The organism is Erwinia pyri, from assembly GCF_030758455.1.
Taxonomy (GTDB): Bacteria; Pseudomonadota; Gammaproteobacteria; order Enterobacterales; family Enterobacteriaceae; genus Erwinia; species Erwinia pyri.
In genome coordinates, this window is sequence record NZ_CP132353.1 from 1,869,765 (window position 1) to 1,891,038 (window position 21,274).

The window sequence follows — 21,274 nt, forward strand, 5'->3', positions numbered from 1 at the left end:
CCTTACCTGATTGTCAGTTTTCAACATACTGCTTTTGTATGTTAATAAATGCAAATGTAGCAGGTGTTAATCTGTGCTGCAGATCACATATTTCTAACAAATTCGGACTAATGCAGTAATCGTTACAGGCGTGCGGAGCAGCTGGAAAAGGGTAGACAGGCCGCCTGAAACAAAGCGTGATGCTAACTTGCTGATAATTAACGTATTCGCTGAAATGTGATTTTTTTGTATGATAAATGTGATCTTCGTCACCTTGCAATCAGTGCATTTATTGGTATAAAAATGCAATCGAAACTGACCCATCAATTGGAGTGTATATGCGTATTTTGGTTCTGCCTTGTGACGGTATTGGTCCTGAAATCACCTCAGCTGCGGTAACCGTACTGAATTCATTAGATAAAACTTTCAACCTGGGTTTTGAATTTGACTATGAAGACGTTGGCTTTAAAAGCCTTGAGCTGCATGGCACCACGCTGCGTCAGGAATCTTTAGATAAAGCGAAAACGTATGACGGGATCATCCTGGGTACGCAGTCGCATGCAGATTACCCCGCGCCTGAGAAAGGTGGACGTAACGTTTCTGCAGGTTTCCGTATCGGTCTTGATCTTTATGCTAACGTCCGTCCTGCGCGCACCCGTCCGTTCCTGACTTCTAACATGAAGGAAGGTAAGACAATGGACCTGGTGATCATGCGTGAAGCCACTGAAGGGTTTTACCCGGACCGCAACATGTCGCGCGGCTGGGGTGAAGTGATGCCGAGCCCGGACATGGCGCTCTCCACCCGCAAAATCACCCGCCACTGTTCAGAGCGCATTGCACGCAAAGCGTTTGAACTGGCCATGCAGCGTAAAAAGAAAGTTACCGCAATTCATAAAGCCAACAGCTTCCATATGACCGACGGTCTCTTCCTGGAAGCCGTACGTGACGTGGCGAAAGAGTTCCCGGAAGTCCAGCTTGATGACCTGCTGGTTGATGCTTCCACCGCGCACCTGGTGCGTAATCCGGAACGCTTTGATGTACTGGTTGCCACTAACTTCTACGGTGACATCATCAGCGATCTGGCCAGTGAACTGTCAGGCAGTCTGGGGCTGGCTGGTTCGATTATGGCCAGCGATACGCATTGCTGTGCTCAGGCGCAACACGGTTCGGCACCGGATATTCAGAATCAGGACAAGGCCAATCCGGTTTCAATGATTCTCTCAGTTGCGATGATGCTGGCATGGTATGCGGAGAAGCATAACCAGCCTGCTTTCCTGAAGGCAGCAGAAGAGATCAACCGTGCGGTAGATGAAGTTCTGGAAAACCCTGAAACCCGCACACCCGATCTGGGCGGCAACTGCGGTACGAAAGCATTTTCCGAAAAAGTTGCAGCGGCAATTCGCGCTTAATTGACGACATGAGGCTGCTGCCAGAGCGGGCAGCCTGTTTTCATGGAGAGGATAATGAGTCAACGCATTGTATTAATTCACGCTACGCCACTGGCAGTTGGCCCTATTAATGACACTTTCGCACGTCAGTGGCCCGAAGCGAATATCAGTAATCTGCTGGATGACTCGTTAAGCGGCGATCGCGGCAAAGTTACCGCACTCACACCCAATTTATATCAGCGTATAGATTCTTTGGTAGATTATGCGGTCAGTATTGATGCCGCTGCTATTTTGTTTACCTGCTCGGCACTCGGAGAAGCCATTGATGCCAGTGCTGAAATCCATGCTCTGCCCATTCTGAAACCCAATGAGGCTATGTTTGAAGCGGCACTGGAGAAGGGCAAAGATATTGTCATGTTAGCGACTTTCGCACCTGCCGTTCCCAGTATGGAAGCGGAGTTTCATGAACTCGCCATGGCCGAAGGGTCAAGCGCAAAACTGACCACTGTAGTGGTTGAAGGCGCGCGTGACGCATTAAGCGCGGGCAATGTTGTCTTACATAATCAGCTTGTTGTTGAAGCTGCTCGCCAGCATCAACATGCTGACGCGATTGTGTTAGCGCACTTCTCTATGGAGGTGGCTTATGAAGAGATCAAGGCAGCAGTCACTTGTCCGGTTTTAAGTAGCCCTCAGGCTGCAGTTGAGAAATTGAAACGCTTAATGAATTCATTCTGAACCGCTTCGGATTAATTAAGGCAAGGCCGTGAACAGTCAATATTTACTGGCAAGAGTGAAATACAGCCATATTTCATCTTTACCTGATATCGTTTTGCCGGAAAATAGCTGTGACTGTCATCATCATATATTTGACAGAAGATTTCCTTATTCACCTGACGATCAGCGTAATTTACCGGATGCCACCGTCGATGATTATTTGCAGTTTAAAAATTATCTCGGTTTTAAGCGTCATGTAGTGGTTCAGCCTTCCTCTTATGGTACGGATAACCGCTGTATGCTGGAAGCGCTGCGGCGCTTTGGCAATGCTGCCCGGGGAGAAGCTGTAATCACGGATGACGTTAAGGATGCAGAACTGGATGCTTTAGGCCAGGCGGGCGTGACTGGCATACGTTTTAACTTTGGTGCTGGTAGTACAACCACACCTGAAATGCTCTTACCTCTGGCACATCGTGTGGCTGAGAGAGGGTGGCATATCCAGATCCATGCCACTGCAGAACGTCTTTGCGCCCTGCGTCCGATTCTGCTTCAGGTGCCCGGCAATCTGGTTATCGACCACTTTTTCCGTCTGCCTCAACCGCAACCTATGCTGCACCCGGCCTGGCGTCTGGCCTGGGAACTGATTGAAAGGGGGCAGTGTTGGGTAAAACTTTCCGCTCTTTATCATCAGTCGGCGCATGAGGATGTGTCCGATATGTCAGCCTTAATAAAAAGTTTTCTACAAGAAGCCACAGAACGCGTGTTATGGGGCAGCGACTGGCCGCACCCAAATTTAATAAGCGCAAATAAAAAAATGCCAGATGATGCATTGATTCTTTCAAATATTTACCACTGGGCAGGAAATGAACAGGTTCGGCACAAGTTATTTGTGGCAAACCCGGCTGAACTTTACCGATTTAATCAATCGATTGCCAGATAAGGCCGAATAGAATGATTACTCTTAATTCAACTGTACGAAAAAATCGACCTACGCATTATCGTTATATGATTCTGCTGATGGTTTTTCTTAGTATCGCCCTGAATCATGGCGACCGTGCGACGTTCTCGATTGCGGGAACGGATATGGTAAAATCAGCAGGACTTGATATTGTCGCGTTGGGCTATTTACTCTCAACATTTACCTGGGCATATGTGCTCGGACAGTATCCTGGCGGCTGGTTACTCGATCGTTTTGGCTCCAAAAAAGTGTTGGTCATCGGTGTCTTTTCATGGTCATTTTTTGTTTTCCTGGTGGGGTTCAGTACCTCATTTGAAAACGTATGGGTGACACGCGTAATGATTTTCGGCTTTATCTTTATGATGGGCCTTATCGAAGCGCCTACCCTGCCAGCTAACTCACGTTTTCTGGCGGCATGGTTTCCAGCGCGTGAACGCGGCAAGGCGTCGGGCTTTACAACCGCCGCGCAATATTTTGCGCTGGTTGTTTTTCTTCCTCTGATGGGCTGGTTTTCTTATCATTTCGGCTGGGAATCGGTGTTCTGGTTAATGGGCGGCATTGGCATACTTATCTCCCTGATCATGAGCCGCGTTCTGGCTGATACGCCTAAAGTGCATCCGCTGGTGAATAATGCCGAGCTGGAATATATCCAGTCCGGGGGCGGCCTGACCAACCTGAAAGCGACCAAAAAAGGCGATACCAGCAACAAAGGCTATACGAAAAAGCTGCTTACCAGCCGACTCGCGCTGGGTGTTTACATGGGACAGTTTTTCTTTACCGTACTTTCTTACTTTTTCCTGACGTGGTTCCCGGTATATCTGGTCCACGATCGCGGTATGACGATCCTGAAAGCAGGTTTTGTCGCATCGCTTCCTGCACTTTGTGGCTGTGCGGGTGCGTTACTGGGCGGTGTATTATCCGATTATATGCTGCAGCGTGGATTTAGCCTCTCGGCAGCGCGTAAAACACCTATCGTTATCGGCATGTTACTGGCGGTTAGCATGGTCATCTGCAACTATGTCGATTCGGCCTGGATTGTGGTGGCAATTATGTCGCTGGCCTTCTTCGGCAAAGGTTTTGGTGCCATGGGGTGGTGCGTCGTCTCAGACTTCTCCCCGAAAGAAGCTATCGGACTGAGCGGGGGATTATTTAATATGATCGGTAATATCTCAGGAATTTTCACACCGATTATTATTGCCTATATTATTAAGGATACCGGTTCCTTTAACGGCGCACTCATCTTTGTGGGCGTCTGCGCTTTCCTGAACCTCTGCTGTTATCTGTTTGTGGCGGGTAAAATACAAAGGCTGAACTTTGCACCCCATCCACAGGATAATAATGACCCCATTACGGAGGAGCCCCATGCCAGCCATCGCTGAAAATGAATTACGCTTTGCTATTAATCTTGGAAATGCTGTGCTGGCGAAAAGCCTTCCCGACGGGAGGCCAGGTGGTATTACTGTTGAAATTGCCTGTAAGCTGGCTACTGCGCTGGGATCTACCGCCCGGTTTGTCACCTATCCTGCCGCGGGAAAAGTGGTAAATGATGCGCAAAATAATCGCTGGGATATTGCTTTTCTCGCTGTTGATCCCTTACGTGAAGAGGTGCTGCGGTTCACGCAACCTTATATTACCATTCAGGGCACTGTGCTGGTGAAAGCAGAGAGCGAATGGCAAAGTGTTGAGCAAATGGATAAAGCTAATGTGGTAATCAACGTGGGCAAGGGCGCAGCGTACGATCTGCATCTTACGCGTCAGTTACAGCACGCCAGCCTGAACCGGCTCAGTTCGTCGCAGGAGGCTATTGATGCTTTTCTCAGAGGAGAAGGCGATATGGCTGCCGGCATCCGCCAGCCTCTTGAGCGCGCCGCCAGTCTGAACCGGGCATATCGTGTGCTGCCGGACAATTTTGGCGCTATTAATCAGGCGATTTGTGTCCCGCGTCAGCACGCTGATTTATATGAAAAAATTAGCGAATTACTCACACGCTGGCAGCAAGATGGCACTGTTCAAACCATTATTGACCAGCAGCTGTCAGAATAATATTTACCCTGTAGCGTTCTCTTTTCGAGAACGCTACCTTATTAAAGGTTCAATTTTCATCCCTTTCCTGACATGGCACCCTTATCTGTAAAAGCACATATGGCTACCGTGGTAACGGAAGGTTTTTATGACATCGTCCTCAGTTCTGAAACGCACTATCCTGGTCATTGATCAGCGCCCCTATCATTTTCTCGACCTGACCCAACTGATATCTCTGGAGCAACTGCAAACACTGCCTTTTTGTTTACGCATTCTGCTGGAGAATGTCGCGTTGCGTTCACCACAGACGTTGCCAAAATTCCTTGACATGCTCAACGGTGAGGCGATGCCGGGAGAGGTTGAATTTTATCCCGACCGGTTAATGTTCCACGATACGACCTGTCTGCCTGCCCTGGCGGACTTCGCAGCGATGCGTGATTTAACCGCTGAGCTGGGAGGCGATCCACGCACTATCAACCCGCATATTCCGGCTGTGTTAACCATCGATCACTCCGTGATCGTTGAAAGCTATGCTACGCCAGACGCACTGGAAGAAAATCTACAGTTTGATTTTCGGCGTAATGCGGAGCGCTATCGCTTCATTCGCTGGGCTGAACAGAGCCTGGATAACTTTCGCGTCATTCCACCCGGAACCGGTATTATTCACCTGATGAATCTTGAAGCGGTTGCAGAGGTAGTAACCGCTGACGAGCGTGAGAGCGTGGCTCTGCTGCACTCAGATTGCATGATCGCAACCGACAGCCATACGCCTATGATTAACGCGTTAGGCATACTCGGATGGGGAGTAGGAGGGCTGGAAGGCCAGGCTGCGCTGCTTGGAGAGCCTGTCACGCTACTTTATCCTGATGTGATTGGGATTTCAGTTTCAGGCAGGTTGGCGCAGGATGTCAGCGACAGCGATCTTGCTCTACATATCACCCGCCTGCTTCGTGAGAAAGGGGTAGTAGGAAAGTTTGTGGAGTTTACCGGACCTTCACTGCACACCATGCCTGTGGAATCGCGAGCCACCATTGCTAATATGGCGCCCGAATATGGGGCGACGGTAGTATTTTTTCCTTTTGATGAACGCAGCGCTGATTATCTGCATATGACCGGGCGCACGACCGAAAAGCAGGAAATCATTAAGACCTACATGAAGCAGCAGCATTTGTGGCGCAGCGCGAATTCACCTCAACCGAAATTTACTCAGCTGATAGAACTGGATCTCGATACCATCGAGCCATGCATGGCCGGTCCTTATAATCCGCATCAACAAATTCCCCTGAGCTTTGCTGCAGAGAGCTTTAAAAAGAGCCTGCCTGAAACGGTGCAGGCAGAGACCTGGTCCCATAACGTTTATCCCGAAGTGATTCATCAAGGTGCGGTGGCTATCGCGGCTATTACCAGCTGTACGACCACGGCAAATCCCTGGCTCGTTGTTCAGGCAGCATTGTTTGCCCGTAATGCGGCGCAGCATGGATTACGACCTAAACCGTGGGTAAAAACCTCCTTCTCTCCCGGTTCTCGTGCGGTGACGGATTACCTTAGTGAGTCAGGGCTGCTGGCTGAACTTGAAAAAGTCGGTTTCGACGTTACCGGTTATGGCTGCATGACCTGCATCGGCAGTTCGGGGGCGCTAAAGCCCGCGATGGAAGAACTGGTTAATGAGGGGTTGCAGGCAGTGTGCGTGCTTTCCGGCAACCGCAACTTCCCACGTCGCGTCAATCCAGGCCTGGGCCATGGTTATCTCACCTCGCCCGCGCTGGTGATTGCCTGGGCGCTGGCAGGCCATATTTCTCATGATCTGCTTCATCAGGCGCTGGGCTTTGATGCCCAACAGCAGCCCATTCTGATGCGTGACCTGATGCCTGCGCGGGAAGAGGTGGATCGCTGGGTGAAGCGTGTCATGAAACGTGACCATTATCTAAAGCGCCGTGACATTATCTGGCAGGGCACGCCTCACTGGCAAAAGATTGCTGCTCCTGGGAGTGTCCACTATCCCTGGGAGGCAAGCTCAACCTATCTGCGCCGGCCTGGCTATCTTGAGCGCCTGCCACGCGATCCTGCCGCACCCTTAGCGCTGAACGGTGCGCGCCCGTTTTTGTGGTTTGGCGATGATATCACCACCGATCATATTTCACCGGCAGGTGCGATACCTGCCTTAAGTCCGGCTGGAAAATGGCTTATCGATCGCCATGAAAATCCGCAGGATCTGAACCTCTATTCTACGCGACGAAGTAACCATGAAGTGATGGTACGTGGCGCTTTTACCAACAAAGCGCTGGTCAATCGTTTACTGCCAGAAGCAAAGCGGGGCGGTGGTGGTTTTGCCTGGGATGCCGATCATCAACAGATCCTGCCAGCCTGTGAGGCTGCGCAAAGCTGGCTGGCGCGCGGTACGCCCCTGGTTGTTTTTGCCGGAGAGCGTTATGGTGCAGGTTCAAGCCGCGACTGGGCAGCTAAAGCACAGGCATTAATGGGCGTAAAGGCAGTAGTGGCGAACAGCTTCGAGCGTATTCATCGTAGCAATCTTATAGGTATGGGTATTTTACCTTTGCACTTTCTGAAGGGTGATGCCGCGCGTCTTCCTGAGCTGGATGGGCGTGAAACGCTTGATTTCGATGGCCTTACTTCTCTGGCACCCGGTAATACTCCGGTAACGCTGCGCATCAGCCGTGATGGCGTGCTTCTGGGTGAACTTGAGCTGATAGCGGTGATAGACTCGCAGCAGGAACTGCGTTACCTGCGCCATGGTGGCATTCTACCTTATGTTATTCAGCAGGCACTCAAGGGATAAAGCATGCGATACGATCTGGTTTCACTGTCGATTTTTGTCGTTGTCGCCGAGGAGCAGAACCTCACGCATGCCGCGCGACGCAAGCATACAGCCGTGTCGGCAGTCAGCAAACGTATTGCCGAACTTGAGCAGCAGGTGGGTACCCAGCTGATGCTACGTCTGCCGCGAGGGATTGAACTGACGCCTGCAGGACATTCCCTGCTTTACCATGCAAGACAGATTTTCCGTAATCTGGAGCAAATGGAAGAGGAGTTAAGCGATTACGCGGCAGGGGTACGCGGACATATTCGTATTTTTACTATATCAGCTGCTCTGATGCAGTACCTGCCGCGTGCTGTCAGTCAGTTTCTCACTAACTATCCGCAGACTGATATCGATATTGAAGAACATACTGGCGTCGGCGTGGTACAGGGTCTGCTTGAGGGGCACGCCGACGTTGGATTTTTTTCCAGTTGGACGCCCGTTTCCGGAATTGAAGTGTGGCCCTGGCAGCATGACCAGCTCTCCGTTTTACTCGGCCCCGGCCATCCTCTGGAAAAACGCAGCTCGCTGAAAATGGAAGATATCGTTGATGAAAAAATAATTGGCCCACATCGTGACAGCGCGGTGAGCCATATTATCGATCGCGAGGCGCGTAAGCTGGGTAAAACGCTGAATATCGGTCTGCGCATCAGCAGCTTTGTCTCAATGGCGGAACTGGTGAGTCAGCAACTTGGCATCGCCATATTACCGGTCAATGAGATTGCTCCCGCTTCCCTGCACCGTGGCGTTCGCATAATCCCGCTGGCCGAGCCCTGGGCGAAAAGGGAATTACTGATTGGCGTGAAGGATTTTAAGCTTGCCTCGCCATCAGTAAAAACCCTGATTGAAAGCCTGACGCCTGCCCACAGGCGTTGCGCGCAGGAAGAAGGCACCGGCGTCGTTAGCCTGCGCTAGCGAAGCAGATGCAGGTAGGGCTGGCGGTTTCGATGACAATATCGCTTTTATGCAACATTCCGCTTTCGACATCTACGTAGAACATCTGGATATTATCAGACTCTTCGTTAGCGCTGAAAAACTGCCGGCCATCTGGCGAGAGAGTAGTAAAGCGAGGTGTTTTACCGCCGCACGGCACCCAGCCAACGGGGCTTAATGTGCCTGTTAATTGATCTATAGCGAACACACCAATACTGTCATGGCCGCGGTTGGCTGCGTATAAAAATTTGCCGCCAGGATGCACTTCTATTTCACTGGCGTCACTGCGGTCACTATAGCTTTCTGGTAATGCGCTGAGAGTTTGTTTTAAAGTCAGCCTGCCGTAATCGGGCTCGACTTCAAATACCGTCAGGGTACTGCTCAGCTCACTGATGGCATACAGCCAATGTCCGCGCGGATGAAAATCGACATGACGGGGCCAGCTGCCAGCTGCCAGCTGCACTTCATCGATCAAGTGGCATTCTCCCCGTTGCCAGCGATAAAGACGGAGCATATCGATCCCGTTACCCGCCGCACGCCCCTGTACAGGCACTGCAAAAAAATGGCTTTCGGGTGCGAAAACAACCTCATGAGGACGGGAAAGCGAGAGAGGCAAACCGGCGCCTTGCGGATGTCCTGGCACCTCAGCTACGAGAGAAGGCGGCAGTAATCCCTGCTCAGTGATGGCAAGCGCCGCAATATTACCGCCTTCATGATTGGCAATCAGCAACACGCTCTGGTCAGGGGTTAATACCGCACTCACTGGATTATTACGTCGCACAGGATCCAGGTCAGGGTGCAGTGGGTGAGGGCCGGTAGACTGCTCACTGCGCAAACTAAGCAGGCCGGTGGCAGGGTCGCGATCAAAAACGGCAACCACATCACCATCGCCATGAAGCACATAGAGACGATTGCGGGTGGGATCGAGTGTGAGCCAGGAGGGGTTCTCCTGAACAGAGTCAACAGATTGCAGATGGAGCCATTCCCCTGAAGGCATTACACGATAGACCTCAATTCCTTTTCCCCTTGCGCCACGCCACGCAGAAGTCCGGCAACCCACATAGGCAAATGTCATAAAAAATCCTCGCTAAATTTGCATTTATTTTATTATAAATGCATCAAGTTCAGCGTGATCTTTATCACAGTTAACGCATGGTTGACTTCCCAAACCTTCATTGGCCGGGATTTTTAGGGGGACTTTATTCTTTTCATAAAATGTGAGGATCAAAGCCTGAAAATCATTATTGCATTTGAGATCAATTAAAAGCAGAAATTAGCCGATCTTGCTCACATTTTCGACGCTGTCAGATTGCAGAAAAACCCGCCAGACCGCTTACTGTTAACAACAAGTAAAAACTGTTAATAAAAGCCTTCGGGAGAAAAACATGACCCAACGTATCGCGTATGTCACTTCAGGGATGGGGAGTCTGGGAACAGCAATTTGCCGTCGCCTGGGAAAAGATGGTTTTAAAGTTATCGCTGGTTGTGGGCCGAATTCAAAACGTAAACAATCCTGGCTGGATGATAATAAAAAGCTCGGCTTTGATTTTATCGCTTCTGAAGGAAACGTGGCCGACTGGCAGTCAACGGTTGAGGCTTTTGATAAGATCCGCCGTGAAATTGGCGAAGTAGATGTCCTTATTAATAATGCCGGAACAGCACGGAATGCATTATTTCGGGATATGCACCCTCAGGAGTGGCAGGCAGTTATTGATACCAATATGAACTCATTGTTTAACGTTACGCGTCAGGTTATTGATGGAATGATGTCGCGTGGATGGGGGCGTATTATTAATATTTCCTCACTGAATGCGCAGATTGGTACAGTAGGGCAAGTGAATTACTCAACCGCAAAATATGCGGTACGCGGTTTTACACGGGCCCTTGCACGTGAGGTGTCGGCGCGTGGCGTAACAGTAAATACCGTGTCACCCGGCTATCTTGCCACCAGTAAGCTGAAAACAGTCACGCCCGTACAGGTTATTGACAAAATCGTACAGGAAATTCCAGTACGACGTTTGGGCTCACCGCAAGAAATTGCTTCGATATGTGCATGGCTGGCGTCCGATGAATCAGGGTATGCAACCGGCGCGAATTTCTCAGTCAACGGCGGCATGCACATGAGTTAAATACTTCCTGACCAGACAGTAAAAAAACAACTATTTCAATAGCGCCTGCCTAAGACAGGTGCAGGAGGATTTATGCTCTCTATTCTGGGTTATGGCATGATTGTGGTCTTTATGATCCTGATTATGACCAAGAAACTTTCCGCTCTGGTCGCTCTGATACTTATCCCCATTATATTTGCTTTAATCGGCGGGTTCGGGAGTGAAATGGGTGATATGATGATTGATAGATTAAAGAAAGTCGCTCCCACGGCAATTATGGTTATCTTTGCCATTCTTTATTTCAGTACGATGTTTGATACCGGATTATTTGATCCTATAATTCGTTTTTTCCTGCGTATTATTAATGGCGATCCGGTTAAAGCGGTTATGTGTACTGCCGTTCTGGCAGCGATGGTCTCTCTGGATGGTGATGGCTCCACCACCTATATGATCTGCGTCACGGCGATGCTACCTTTGTTCAAGCGTATTCGTCTTGATCCTCTGGCGCTAACCTGCGTTGTGTTTCTCTCAGGCAGTATTACCAACTTATTGCCGTGGGGTGGCCCTGTTGCGCGTGTTGCTGCCTCACTTAAAGTAGAATCCGCTGATGTATTTGTGCCGCTTATCCCTTCCATGCTGTGCGGATTCGTTGGTGTGCTGGTCCTCTCCTGGTATATCGGTATCCGCGAACGCAGCCGACTTGGAAAGCTCAGTATTCAAAATAATCGCCAAAGTCCGGCATTAGAAGAGGATGCAGAAAGCTATCTTCCAGCCATTAATGAGGTAAATGAAGAGCTACGTCGGCCTAAGCTTTTCTGGCTGAATGCCGGATTGACTTTGGTACTTATGACGTCGCTGGTGATTGAAGTATTGCCGCTGTCAGTGCTGTTTATGGTGGCCTTTGCTCTGGCACTGCTAATCAACTATCCCCATATCGATGCGCAGCGTCAGCGTATAGCGGCACATGCCCCGGCAGCGCTGAATCAAACCTCAATTTTCCTGGCTGCAGGCATTTTTGCCGGGATCCTGTCCGGGACTGGCATGGTAACGGCAATGTCCGGTACGCTGCTGGATATACTTCCTGATTCCTGGGGACCCTATATGGCACCGATCACGGCGCTGATTAGCCTTCCGGGAACTTTCTTTATGTCGAATGATGCATTCTATTATGGCGTACTGCCTGTACTTGCAGAAGCGGCCAAAGTTTATGGCATCGATCCAATCGAAATTGGTCGTGCCTCACTGGTGGGGCAGCCCGTTCACCTGCTCAGCCCGCTGGTGGCATCGACTTATTTACTGGTTGGACTGGCTGGGGTTGAGTTCAGTGACCATCAGAGATATACCTTCAAGTGGGCATTTCTGTTGTGCATGATTTTTCTTGGTTCAGCCTTGCTGCTGGGGTTATATCCGTTTTACTCCACGGCGCCATGATAAAAAAGGCTCACGGGATGAGCCTTTTTTGTTTAAGCTTCTGCGCTGATACGGCGCATTTTTTTATTCTCCAGCGCCACGGAGAGATGCTGCTTCATCGTATAAGATGCTTCAATCCGTTGGCCTGCCTCTATCATCGCCAGTATACGCATATGATCTTTCACCTCGGCATAGTAACGACTCCGGTCATCCATGATGCGGTAATCCATCAGTTTTCGCATGCGGTTGACGTTACGTAGCGAGATTTCAAAGAAAGGGTTATTGGAGAAGCTGATAACTGTTTCGTGAAAGCGGTAACCGGCTAACTGGAGCTGCTTTGGTGACAGACGTTCAATACCGCTCTCAAGCAACATTTCCAGTTCACGACGAATTTCGTCAATTTTATCCTGCGGCGCATTGAAGGTCGGCTCAAGAATAGCCATAGGTTCAATCACCATACGAAAGCTGAAAATATGCTCAAGTGCAGCTTTGGTTTTGGCCACTGGCAGGAAGCGCCAGCCATATCCCTGCTTCCGTTCTACCCAGCCTTCACTTATTCCGCGTGCCAGTACGGTTGATAGCTGACTCTTGGTCATATTATAGCGTTTCATCAAAAACTGCTCAGTGACCTCAGCTTCGATATTGTCCTGCAGCCAGTCTTCTGCAAGCTGATAATATTCAGGCAGATCGCTGTTTTCTGTCTCTGCCGGCTCATCGGTCTGCTGGGGAGCGTAATCTTCTTTGACAAAAAAGCCCCGATTGAGCTTTTGTTGCAGAATACCTTTATGCTCAAGATAAACCAGCGCTTCACGCACTGGCGAACGTGACACATCGAAGAGTTCTGCAAGTTTTGGCACGCTCAGGTGTGAGCCTGGCGCGATATTACCGGCATCAATCAAACCAATAATTTTTAGCGAAAGCCGTTCTGTCAGGGCGCTAATCTTCATGAGTACGCTCAGGCGAATGAATAAATGCAATATAAGGTTGTTATTATTGCATTTTCGCTATTTTAAAAGCAAAATTAAAATTAGCTCATAATCCCTTTTTGGTAATTATTTTTCACGTAAAAGAGCAGGTTACTGAGATTTGAGATAAGTCTCTGCTGGTAAAGCTATACCGGTTTTAACATGGATGGCAGATTACGTAGCATAAAGACCTGCCGCCAGGAGAAATTGGCCGCCATCGAAATTCAGCATGCCGCGCCTGGCAGCGTTTATACGGACTCATCGGCAGCGCGCCGATCGTCGTAATCCACTTGGGCCTCCTCCATAGCCACACCATATTGCCTGGCCCAGCTCACCAGAGCCACAAAAGGTTCCTGCAAGGTCCGACCCAGCGGCGTGATGGCATACTCGACCGCCACTGGTGACGATGCGATGACACGACGGCTGACCAGACCGTTGCGTTCAAGTCGGCGCAGTGCCTCCGTCAGGGCCTTATGCGTGATCGGATCAAGCCTGCGCTTGATGGCGTTAAAGCGCGCGGGTTGGGTGCACAGCACGGTCAGGATCAATACGGACCATTTGTTTGCCACCTGTCCCAGGATGGGGCGGGTACTGTTGATCTCTGCCAGCAGGGCCGGGATATCGGTCGCCATGTAGTTTCCTTCCATATATCTGATGTACATCAGGTGCGTAATTGACACTAAATATACGAAATGTATCATCTGAAGTCCATCCTCTGTCTGGAGCAGTTATGTTGAAACTTGAAGGAAAGATCGCCCTGGTGACCGGCGGCGGCAGCGGTATCGGCCTTGCGGTCGCACGCCGCTTTGTGCAGGAAGGCGCCCATGTTTTCATTACCGGTCGACGCGAAGCGCAGCTGGCCGAGGCGGTTACGCTTATTGGCGGACGGGTCGAGGCGATAGCGGGCGACCTCACCAGCACCAGCGACCTCGCCCGCCTGTTTGAGACTATCCATGCCAGGACCGGCCGCCTGGACATCCTTGTGAACTCCTCAGGCGTGGCCGAGCATGCGAGCCTGGAAGAGACCACTGAGGAGCATATCGACCGTGCCTTCGGCCTGAACGTGCACGCGATGGTGTTCACGGTGCAGCACGCGGCCCGGCAGATGGGCGAGGGCGGCGTCATCGTGTTGATCGGCTCGATTGCGGGTGGAATGGCCAATCCTGGCTATGGCGCCTATTCCGCCAGCAAGGCCGCGGTACGCTCGTATGCCCGCACCTGGAACACCGAGCTGGCACCGCGCGGCATCAGGGTCAACACGCTGAGTCCCGGACCCACTGATACGCCGATGTTCGACCAGGCCAGCGACGAAGTCAGGCAGACGCTGAGCGCGCAGATACCGGCCAGGCGGCTGGGAAACCCCGATGAAGTGGCGGCTGCGGCCTTGTTCCTTGCCTCGGACGAAAGCACTTACATCAGCGGCGCCGAACTGGTCATTGATGGCGGCATGTCTGCCTGAGATGTCAGGGAATCAGTTTGCTGCTTCGCATGGCTTCCAGATGCGCAATCAACACGTCATCGGAGCGCATGATCATGGCGTCAAACCCTTCCCGGCGCGCTTTGGTGACGTCAAATATGGCATCTTTCTCAACATGGAAGATAAAGTCACCAAATCCGCCCAGCGCCAGCTTGTCGATATCCTTCTCTTTCAGTTGCGCCTTATCGGCGAAGGATGACCAGAGAGGCTTAAGCGCGCTGAGACGTTCGCTAAGCGAGACAGGCTGCGCCTCGCCGACCGGTACACCGAACCAGTCAGCCAGTTTCGGCCAGACGTGACACCAGCGAAACACGTCGCCATTGGTGATATTGAACGCGCCGAATTTGGCATTTTCGGCAGCCCAGACCGCGCTCTGACCAAGGATGCGACCGTCAGTGATATTCACCAGGGTATTGCGATAAGCTTCATCCGGGCCGGGGAAATGCAGAGCGGTTCCTGTTTCACGGCAAATCGTACCGTACACGCCGATCAGATTTCCCAGGTTCATGGGCGATCCAAATGAGTGGCCGATGACGATATCCGGGCGCAGCGCAGTCCAGCCGATGCCTTCATCGCCAATACTTCTCGCATAGTCCTCATGCCGGAAATAGAGGTTCGGCGGAAAATGACGGCTGTCCTCTTCCCGCGCTGGGGTGCGGTAAACGCCCAGATGAGCGCCATAAACTTTCCCGCCCTGAATAAAGATAATATGTTTTAGCGACTTGCCTGAAGAGCGAACCGAGCCGATCAGGTTTTCGAACATAAGCGCATTGATATCCGCTTCCACGCCCGGATTGGGATCCTGACGCAATGCCGCGTAAAAGATATGCGTCACTGTTTCAAACGCTTCGCGGTGCTGATTAAGATCCTCTGAAGAGGTCAGGTCGGCGCTGATATGAGGAGAGGGGTGAGGACTGTGCGGCGAACGCCCAAGGGTAGTGATTTGCCAGCCCGCTTTATGGAAGGAATCATGAGCGGCAAATCCCACTACGCCGCCTGCACCGACCAGCAATATGTGCTTATCGTTCATACAATTCTCCGTTTGGTTTCAGATAACAAGATTTAGCTGCATTTTTCGGGCGCGGCAGGTACAGAAAGAATGTTAGCTGGACCGTTTTCTTCTGCTCAGACACAAAATGTTGATCGCTTTTCTGCAACAAATCTGTTGATACAGGCGCTACCTTCCGAAAAACGCGGCTGATTTTTATCAAATAAGTTTATTACGCTCTCAGACTTTTGCCTCGTCTGCGCTCAGTAGTAGTAACTTACCGCTAACAGAGCCGTTGCCGAACGCTGTTATTAAAAAGTGATCTATAGAACATAATGAGTCAAACAACGATGAGCAGGCGAAGCGGTCCCGGCAAAAGCTATGACTTCGATATCGGGCGCATCCTGTAAGTCAGGATTTCACTGCTGAGCGCAGGAACTCTACAAATGCGCGTACTCGCGCCGACAGATGACGATTCTGGGGGTAGAGAATCGAAAACGGGCGAGAGCGGCCGCCATATTTTTGCAGGACCTCTACAAGGTCTCCACGCCTTAAAGCCTCTCCCACTGCAAAGCGATAGGTTTGATAAAGGCCTCCGCCCGCGTTAACCCAGGCGACAGCCCCTAACGCATCATTAAGTACACGCATCCGGCTCGTTATCTGTTTCTCGACTGAAGTACCTGATTCATCGGTGAACAGCCACTGCAGCGGGCGCCCTGTATTCGGTGATATGTACTGGATGCAATCGTGTTGATTGAGGTCATCAATACGGTAGGGTTCACCTTTTTTTGCAAGGTATGTCGGCGTGCCGAATACCCCAAGCGAGGCGTCCTCAAGCTTAAAGGCGACCAGTCGCGAATCTTGCGGAATGCCCAGCCTGATTGCCAGATCGAAGCCCTCTTCAACAAAGTCGATTATTTTGTCCGAAATACTGATCTCGATATCGATCTGCGGATAAAACTCAGTGAACCGGGGCATTAAGGGTAAAAGGCGAAACGTTCCGTAAGCCGCACTGACGCTGATGCGTAGCGGTCCGCTAGGGACGGTTTGTGAACCGGTGATCGCTCGCTCAGCCTCGGCGATCTGCTCAAGCGCCAGATGACACTCTTTCCAGTAAAGCTCGCCCTCAGTTGTAAGCTTGACGGCGCGGGTGGTCCGCAAAAAAAGACGTACTCCAAGGCGCTGCTCGAGCCGACTGATTGACCGACTGACTGCGGCCGGCGTCAAACCGAGGATCTCAGCCGCACCGGTGAAGCTGCCAGTCTCCGCTGCTCTACAAAACTGTTCAATGCTGCCAAGCTGAAGTGGGTTTCCCGCTGCCATATTGATTACCATATGTAATAAATGAATTGATTATCACATGGTTTATCAACCACGAGCAACGCATTAAAGTATGTCTACTGCTTCAGCAACAAGGCGCCATGGCCGTGCTACTCAGGCAGTCACGGTTTTGGCCTACACCTCGACATACTTTTAGGAGCTACACAATGACTAGCAAACTGAACGTTTTCACTTCGCCTTCGGCTTTCCCTAACCCACAGCGCCTGCGCCTGTTCATGCATGAAAAGGGGATCGCTGATCAGTTCCAGGAGACTGTTTACGATATGACGCCGGTTGGCGAACAGCGTGGATGGCGTCACCTGAAAATGAATGCCTGGGGTGAGACGCCGACCCTCGAGCTTGCTGACGGTAGCTACATCTCCGAAACTGCAGCCGTCGTCCGTTTCCTGGACCAGTCCTATCCTGGCCGCAAGATCATGGGGGATACGCCGCTGGAGCAGGGCCTGGACAACATGTGGGATAACCGCATCTGGGTTCACATCCTGTATCGAATCGTCACGGCTTTCCACGTTCTGCATACCGGTCTCGGTTTCAAGCTCGAACTGACGAAGAACGAAGCCTGGGGCGAACACTGCCGCAAAGAAGCGTTGGCCCATGCTGCCCTGGTCAACAAACATCTTTCGGACGGACGCCAATGGCTGCTGGGGGGCGACGAGCCTACTTTCTCCGACATCACGCTGGCAACCGCGATCGCCTTCTCGAAGTTCCCGGTGAATGCTACGCCGCTGGACGAACGTTTCGAGTTCCTTGACGCATACTGGCAGCGCTGGCAGCAGCGCCCAGGTTTCCAGGCTGCCTATGCAGATCGTAGCAGCGGTATCCCTGAGCTCGATAACAAGGCGTGATCTCACTTTAAAGTCGCGCGAAATCCAACCGTGGATGTCGCGCGATCGAAGAGGTCCGGCTGGTGGCGGTAGCGGACAGGGGGGGTATTCTGTTTCGGCCGGGGGAGAGTCGGTTCAGTGAAATTTAAGTAACGTCTGAGGCGTTGCGCGGCAGGTGTATAACCCGCTTTGTCGAAGCGCAAGTTATTACCTGCAACAGCCAGAAACAAGAAATCCCCAATCTATGGGGATCTCTTGAAGATTCAGATAGCTTTTGCAAGCTCCTGAAACTGCCTGAAAGGGTTTGCCCGAATCAGACGTTGAACAGGAAGTTCATCACGTCGCCATCCTTAACGACATACTCTTTACCCTCAGAGCGCATTTTGCCGGCTTCTTTCGCGCCTTGCTCGCCCTTATAGGTGATGTAGTCTTCATAGCCGATGGTCTGGGCGCGGATAAAGCCTTTCTCGAAGTCGGTGTGGATTTTACCGGCAGCCTGCGGGGCAGTTGCGCCAACCGGAATGGTCCATGCACGAACTTCTTTCACGCCAGCGGTAAAGTAAGTTTGCAGATTCAGCAGCGAGTAGCCCGCGCGGATAACGCGGTTCAGACCTGGCTCTTCAATACCCAGCTCCGCCATGAACTCTTCACGGTCGGCATCTTCCAGCTCGGCAATATCAGATTCAACCGCAGCGCAGACTGGCACCACGACAGAACCCTCTTTGGCAGCGATCTCACGAACTTTGTCCAGATACGGGTTGTTCTCGAAGCCGTCTTCGTTAACGTTGGCGATATACATGGTTGGCTTCAGCGTCAGGAAGCTCAGATAGCGAATGGCCGCTTTCTCATCATCGCTGAGATCCAGCGAACGCAGCATGCCAGCTTCGGAAAGGTGCGGCAGGCACTTCTCCAGCGCAGCCTGTTCGGCTTTAGCATCTTTATCGCCGCCTTTCGCACGCTTCTGCACGCGCTGCAGCGCACGTTCGCAGGTATCCAGATCGGAAAGCGCCAGCTCGGTGTTGATCACTTCAATGTCGTCCGCCGGATCCACTTTGTTGTTCACGTGGATGATGTTGTCGTTTTCAAAACAGCGGACAACGTGGCCGATAGCTTCGGTTTCACGGATGTTGGTCAGGAACTGGTTACCCAGGCCTTCACCTTTGGATGCGCCTTTAACCAGGCCCGCGATATCCACAAATTCCATCGTGGTTGGCAGGATGCGCTGTGGCTTCACGATTTCCGCCAGCTTGTCCAGACGGGAATCAGGCATTGGCACCACGCCGGTATTGGGCTCAATGGTACAGAACGGGAAGTTAGCTGCTTCGATGCCCGCTTTGGTTAACGCATTGAACAGGGTTGATTTCCCGACGTTTGGCAGGCCCACAATACCGCATTTGAATCCCATGTTTGAATCACCTTAATTGCTTGATAATCAGGAAGAAGAGTCGCTTCCCAACCGGTCTGAGTTAGTTGTTACTGACAGTTACCGCGCATTATACACGGAATTATGCTGCGATTGGCGCTGATTTCTGTCGGGTAAGGGGGGATTAAGGTTGAGATCTGCCTCACAATTCCCGATACTGACTCAACTTTACAGCTGACGGAGACCGCCGCGGATGCTGCTTACGCCACCTTAAGACTCTTGCCAGCAACGTCTGTTGCGCCCCTCGTCTTTCTGATGAGCATTTTGCGCCCATTTTAGCGGTTCAGGATTTCACCTGTATAACAAATAATAACTGGAACTCTCTATGTTTAATCTGAGCAACCTCAGGGCTGCCGACGTCAAAAACGACGTGCTGGCTGGCGCTGTTGTCTCTGTGGCCCTGATCCCGGAAGCTACTGCCTTCTCTCTGCTGGCGGGGCTCTCGCCCACTATTGGGCTGCACACGGCGTTTATGCTGGGTCTGGTCACCGCACTGTTTGGCGGCAAGCCAGGCATGATCTCCGGAGCGGCTGGCTCAATCGTGGTGGTGCTGGTCAGCCTGATTCAGACGCATGGCTATGAATATGTGCTGCTGGCAACGATTTTTGCCGGGCTGATCCAGCTGGCGATTGGCGTGTTCCGGCTGGGTAAATTTATCCGTCTGGTGCCGCAACCGGCTATTTATGGTTTTGTGAACGGCCTGGCTATTGTTATTGCGCTGGCACAAATCCCGATGATCAAAAATCAGGGGCCGGTGATGTATGCGCTGGTGGCGCTGGCGATGCTGATCGTCTGGCTGTCCCCTAAACTGACCAAAGCGATCCCCGGCTCGCTGGCAGCGCTGATCGCTATCAGCGCCATCGCTATCGGTTTTGGGCTGGATACCAAACGCGTGGGCGACCTGGCGGATATCTCCGGCACGCTGCCGATGTTTCATCTTCCCGCCGCGCCGCTCAGCTGGGAAACGCTGAAAGTGGTGCTGCCTTATTCGGTGATTATCGCGCTGGTGGGATTGATAGAGTCCCTGCTAACGCTCGCCGTGCTTGATGAGATGGGCAGCAAGAAGGGCGATGGCAACAAAGAGTGTGTGGCGCAGGGGATTGGCAACACTATCTGCGGTTTCTTCGGCAGCTTTGCGGGCTGTGCGATGATTGGTCAGTCGATCATCAACTTCACCTCGGGCGGCAGAGGACGCATCTCAAATCTGGTCGGTGCCGTGCTGCTGATCCTGTTTGTGGTCAGCCTCTCTAAATATATCGCTTTGCTGCCGGTTGCGGCGCTGGCGGGCATTATGTTTGTGGTCTGCATCAATACCTTTGAATGGAGCTCTATCAGGCGCCTGAAGCGGATGCCTAAGCCGGATGCAGTCATTATGGTGGCGGTAACGATTGTCACTATCTATACCGATCTGGCGATGGCGGTTATTTTCGGCGTGATCATTTCGGCGCTGGTCTTTGCCTGGCAGCACGCGCGTATCAGCATCCTTTCGCAGCAGGAAGCGGAGGGGGAGAAAACGATCCGTCTGGAAGGGCCGTTATTCTTCGGCTCCGCGGCCTGTTTCCAGGAGCTGTTTCATCCGGAGAGAGACCCGCAAAATGTGGTGATCGATTTTGCCCGGACGCGCGTGATGGACTCCAGCGGCGTCGAGGCGATTGATAAGCTGACCGCCCGTTACCTGGCGGCTGAAAAGAGCGTGCGGTTACGCCACCTCAGCGAAGACTGTATCAGTCTGTTAAAGCAGGCCGGCCCGTTCTGCAGCCATGAGCTGGATGATCCCGATTATAAAGTTGCTGCCGATAAGGGGTAATGCGTAAAGCTGCCGCCAGCCTGGCCGATAAATATAAAAATCGTCGTATTGATTCGCATTTTTACAGAGTGAACGGCTAAAGTTTATCTGTACGACGATTTTTACCACTGGCAGGAGCC

The 21,274-nt window shown here is 51.7% G+C and carries 18 protein-coding genes; 12 read left to right on the top strand and 6 right to left on the bottom strand.

Going from position 1 to position 21,274, the window contains the following annotated elements; translation table 11 throughout:
- Window positions 1-317: 317 nt before the first annotated feature.
- From Q3V30_RS08690 to Q3V30_RS08720, 7 genes are all read left to right on the top strand, one after another.
- Window positions 318-1,388, top strand: coding sequence for an isocitrate/isopropylmalate dehydrogenase family protein (locus tag Q3V30_RS08690; protein ID WP_306212355.1), 1,071 nt, complete (start codon window positions 318-320; stop codon window positions 1,386-1,388).
- 54 nt (window positions 1,389-1,442) lie between these two features.
- Window positions 1,443-2,102, top strand: coding sequence for an arylsulfatase (locus Q3V30_RS08695; RefSeq protein ID WP_306212357.1), 660 nt, complete (start codon window positions 1,443-1,445; stop codon window positions 2,100-2,102).
- Between the two features lie 28 nt (window positions 2,103-2,130).
- On the top strand, window positions 2,131-3,021 hold the full coding sequence (locus Q3V30_RS08700; protein WP_306212359.1) for an amidohydrolase family protein: 891 nt from the start codon (window positions 2,131-2,133) through the stop codon (window positions 3,019-3,021).
- Window positions 3,022-3,032: 11 nt separating this feature from the next.
- Entirely contained in the window at window positions 3,033-4,418 is a 1,386-nt protein-coding gene (locus tag Q3V30_RS08705; RefSeq protein WP_306212360.1) for an MFS transporter, read from the top strand.
- The gene (locus Q3V30_RS08710; RefSeq protein ID WP_306212363.1) at window positions 4,402-5,082 is read left to right on the top strand and encodes a transporter substrate-binding domain-containing protein; all 681 of its coding nucleotides are present in this window, start codon (window positions 4,402-4,404) and stop codon (window positions 5,080-5,082) included. The genes Q3V30_RS08705 and Q3V30_RS08710 overlap by 17 nt, the downstream gene beginning before the upstream one ends.
- A 127-nt stretch (window positions 5,083-5,209) precedes the next feature.
- Complete coding sequence (gene acnA, locus Q3V30_RS08715; protein WP_306212365.1) at window positions 5,210-7,858, top strand: aconitate hydratase; 2,649 nt, start codon at window positions 5,210-5,212, stop codon at window positions 7,856-7,858.
- A gap of 3 nt (window positions 7,859-7,861) precedes the next feature.
- The gene (locus tag Q3V30_RS08720; protein WP_306212367.1) at window positions 7,862-8,794 is read left to right on the top strand and encodes a LysR family transcriptional regulator; all 933 of its coding nucleotides are present in this window, start codon (window positions 7,862-7,864) and stop codon (window positions 8,792-8,794) included.
- Here Q3V30_RS08720 and Q3V30_RS08725 read toward each other — a convergent pair.
- Window positions 8,781-9,887, bottom strand: coding sequence for a lactonase family protein (locus Q3V30_RS08725; RefSeq protein ID WP_306212369.1), 1,107 nt, complete (start codon window positions 9,885-9,887; stop codon window positions 8,781-8,783). The genes Q3V30_RS08720 and Q3V30_RS08725 overlap by 14 nt on opposite strands.
- 310 nt (window positions 9,888-10,197) lie before the next feature.
- On the opposite strand from Q3V30_RS08725, the gene phbB reads away from it, so the two are divergent.
- Together phbB and Q3V30_RS08735 are read left to right on the top strand one after the other, a co-directional pair.
- A complete protein-coding gene (gene phbB / locus Q3V30_RS08730; RefSeq protein WP_306212371.1) occupies window positions 10,198-10,941 on the top strand; it encodes an acetoacetyl-CoA reductase in 744 nt (247 codons plus the stop codon).
- 72 nt (window positions 10,942-11,013) lie between these two features.
- A complete protein-coding gene (locus Q3V30_RS08735) occupies window positions 11,014-12,351 on the top strand; it encodes a CitMHS family transporter (protein ID WP_306212373.1) in 1,338 nt (445 codons plus the stop codon).
- Window positions 12,352-12,383: 32 nt separating this feature from the next.
- Here the strand turns inward: Q3V30_RS08735 and Q3V30_RS08740 are convergent, their stop codons facing one another.
- Both Q3V30_RS08740 and Q3V30_RS08745 read right to left on the bottom strand, forming a co-directional pair.
- On the bottom strand, window positions 12,384-13,277 hold the full coding sequence (locus Q3V30_RS08740) for a GntR family transcriptional regulator (RefSeq protein WP_306212374.1): 894 nt from the start codon (window positions 13,275-13,277) through the stop codon (window positions 12,384-12,386).
- Between the two features lie 266 nt (window positions 13,278-13,543).
- The gene (locus tag Q3V30_RS08745; RefSeq protein ID WP_306213138.1) at window positions 13,544-13,927 is read right to left on the bottom strand and encodes a winged helix-turn-helix transcriptional regulator; all 384 of its coding nucleotides are present in this window, start codon (window positions 13,925-13,927) and stop codon (window positions 13,544-13,546) included.
- Window positions 13,928-14,025: 98 nt separating this feature from the next.
- Between Q3V30_RS08745 and Q3V30_RS08750 the strand changes: the two genes are divergently transcribed.
- Window positions 14,026-14,754, top strand: coding sequence for an SDR family NAD(P)-dependent oxidoreductase (locus Q3V30_RS08750; protein WP_306212376.1), 729 nt, complete (start codon window positions 14,026-14,028; stop codon window positions 14,752-14,754).
- A gap of 4 nt (window positions 14,755-14,758) precedes the next feature.
- Here Q3V30_RS08750 and Q3V30_RS08755 read toward each other — a convergent pair whose 3' ends face one another.
- Both Q3V30_RS08755 and Q3V30_RS08760 read right to left on the bottom strand, forming a co-directional pair.
- Window positions 14,759-15,802, bottom strand: coding sequence for an NAD-dependent epimerase/dehydratase family protein (locus Q3V30_RS08755; protein ID WP_306212378.1), 1,044 nt, complete (start codon window positions 15,800-15,802; stop codon window positions 14,759-14,761).
- 369 nt (window positions 15,803-16,171) lie between these two features.
- Complete coding sequence (locus Q3V30_RS08760) at window positions 16,172-17,083, bottom strand: LysR family transcriptional regulator (RefSeq protein ID WP_306212380.1); 912 nt, start codon at window positions 17,081-17,083, stop codon at window positions 16,172-16,174.
- A gap of 164 nt (window positions 17,084-17,247) precedes the next feature.
- Here Q3V30_RS08760 and Q3V30_RS08765 point away from each other — a divergent pair, with 164 nt between their 5' ends.
- Window positions 17,248-17,946: a glutathione S-transferase family protein gene (locus Q3V30_RS08765; RefSeq protein ID WP_306212383.1), complete on the top strand. Its 699-nt coding sequence runs from the start codon at window positions 17,248-17,250 to the stop codon at window positions 17,944-17,946.
- A 292-nt stretch (window positions 17,947-18,238) separates the two neighbouring features.
- On the opposite strand, the gene ychF is transcribed toward Q3V30_RS08765, so the two are convergent.
- Entirely contained in the window at window positions 18,239-19,330 is a 1,092-nt protein-coding gene (gene ychF, locus Q3V30_RS08770; RefSeq protein ID WP_306212385.1) for a redox-regulated ATPase YchF, read from the bottom strand.
- Window positions 19,331-19,673: 343 nt separating this feature from the next.
- Between ychF and Q3V30_RS08775 the strand changes: the two genes are divergently transcribed.
- Window positions 19,674-21,155 (top strand): SulP family inorganic anion transporter, encoded by a 1,482-nt coding sequence (locus Q3V30_RS08775; RefSeq protein ID WP_306212388.1) that lies wholly within the window; start codon window positions 19,674-19,676, stop codon window positions 21,153-21,155.
- Window positions 21,156-21,274 lie beyond the last annotated feature (119 nt).

Bases quoted from the DNA above. Each gene is read 5' to 3' on its own strand.
- Q3V30_RS08690 (WP_306212355.1), top strand. From the start codon at position 318: ATGCGTATTTTGGTTCTGCCTTGTGACGGTATTGGTCCTGAAATCACC.
- Q3V30_RS08695 (WP_306212357.1), top strand. From the start codon at position 1,443: ATGAGTCAACGCATTGTATTAATTCACGCTACGCCACTGGCAGTTGGC.
- Q3V30_RS08705 (WP_306212360.1), top strand. From the start codon at position 3,033: ATGATTACTCTTAATTCAACTGTACGAAAAAATCGACCTACGCATTAT.
- Q3V30_RS08710 (WP_306212363.1), top strand. From the start codon at position 4,402: ATGCCAGCCATCGCTGAAAATGAATTACGCTTTGCTATTAATCTTGGA.
- acnA (WP_306212365.1), top strand. From the start codon at position 5,210: ATGACATCGTCCTCAGTTCTGAAACGCACTATCCTGGTCATTGATCAG.
- Q3V30_RS08720 (WP_306212367.1), top strand. From the start codon at position 7,862: ATGCGATACGATCTGGTTTCACTGTCGATTTTTGTCGTTGTCGCCGAG.
- Q3V30_RS08725 (WP_306212369.1), bottom strand. From the start codon at position 9,887: ATGACATTTGCCTATGTGGGTTGCCGGACTTCTGCGTGGCGTGGCGCA.
- phbB (WP_306212371.1), top strand. From the start codon at position 10,198: ATGACCCAACGTATCGCGTATGTCACTTCAGGGATGGGGAGTCTGGGA.
- Q3V30_RS08735 (WP_306212373.1), top strand. From the start codon at position 11,014: ATGCTCTCTATTCTGGGTTATGGCATGATTGTGGTCTTTATGATCCTG.
- Q3V30_RS08740 (WP_306212374.1), bottom strand. From the start codon at position 13,277: ATGAAGATTAGCGCCCTGACAGAACGGCTTTCGCTAAAAATTATTGGT.
- Q3V30_RS08745 (WP_306213138.1), bottom strand. From the start codon at position 13,927: ATGGCGACCGATATCCCGGCCCTGCTGGCAGAGATCAACAGTACCCGC.
- Q3V30_RS08750 (WP_306212376.1), top strand. From the start codon at position 14,026: ATGTTGAAACTTGAAGGAAAGATCGCCCTGGTGACCGGCGGCGGCAGC.
- Q3V30_RS08755 (WP_306212378.1), bottom strand. From the start codon at position 15,802: ATGAACGATAAGCACATATTGCTGGTCGGTGCAGGCGGCGTAGTGGGA.
- Q3V30_RS08760 (WP_306212380.1), bottom strand. From the start codon at position 17,083: ATGGCAGCGGGAAACCCACTTCAGCTTGGCAGCATTGAACAGTTTTGT.
- Q3V30_RS08765 (WP_306212383.1), top strand. From the start codon at position 17,248: ATGACTAGCAAACTGAACGTTTTCACTTCGCCTTCGGCTTTCCCTAAC.
- ychF (WP_306212385.1), bottom strand. From the start codon at position 19,330: ATGGGATTCAAATGCGGTATTGTGGGCCTGCCAAACGTCGGGAAATCA.
- Q3V30_RS08775 (WP_306212388.1), top strand. From the start codon at position 19,674: ATGTTTAATCTGAGCAACCTCAGGGCTGCCGACGTCAAAAACGACGTG.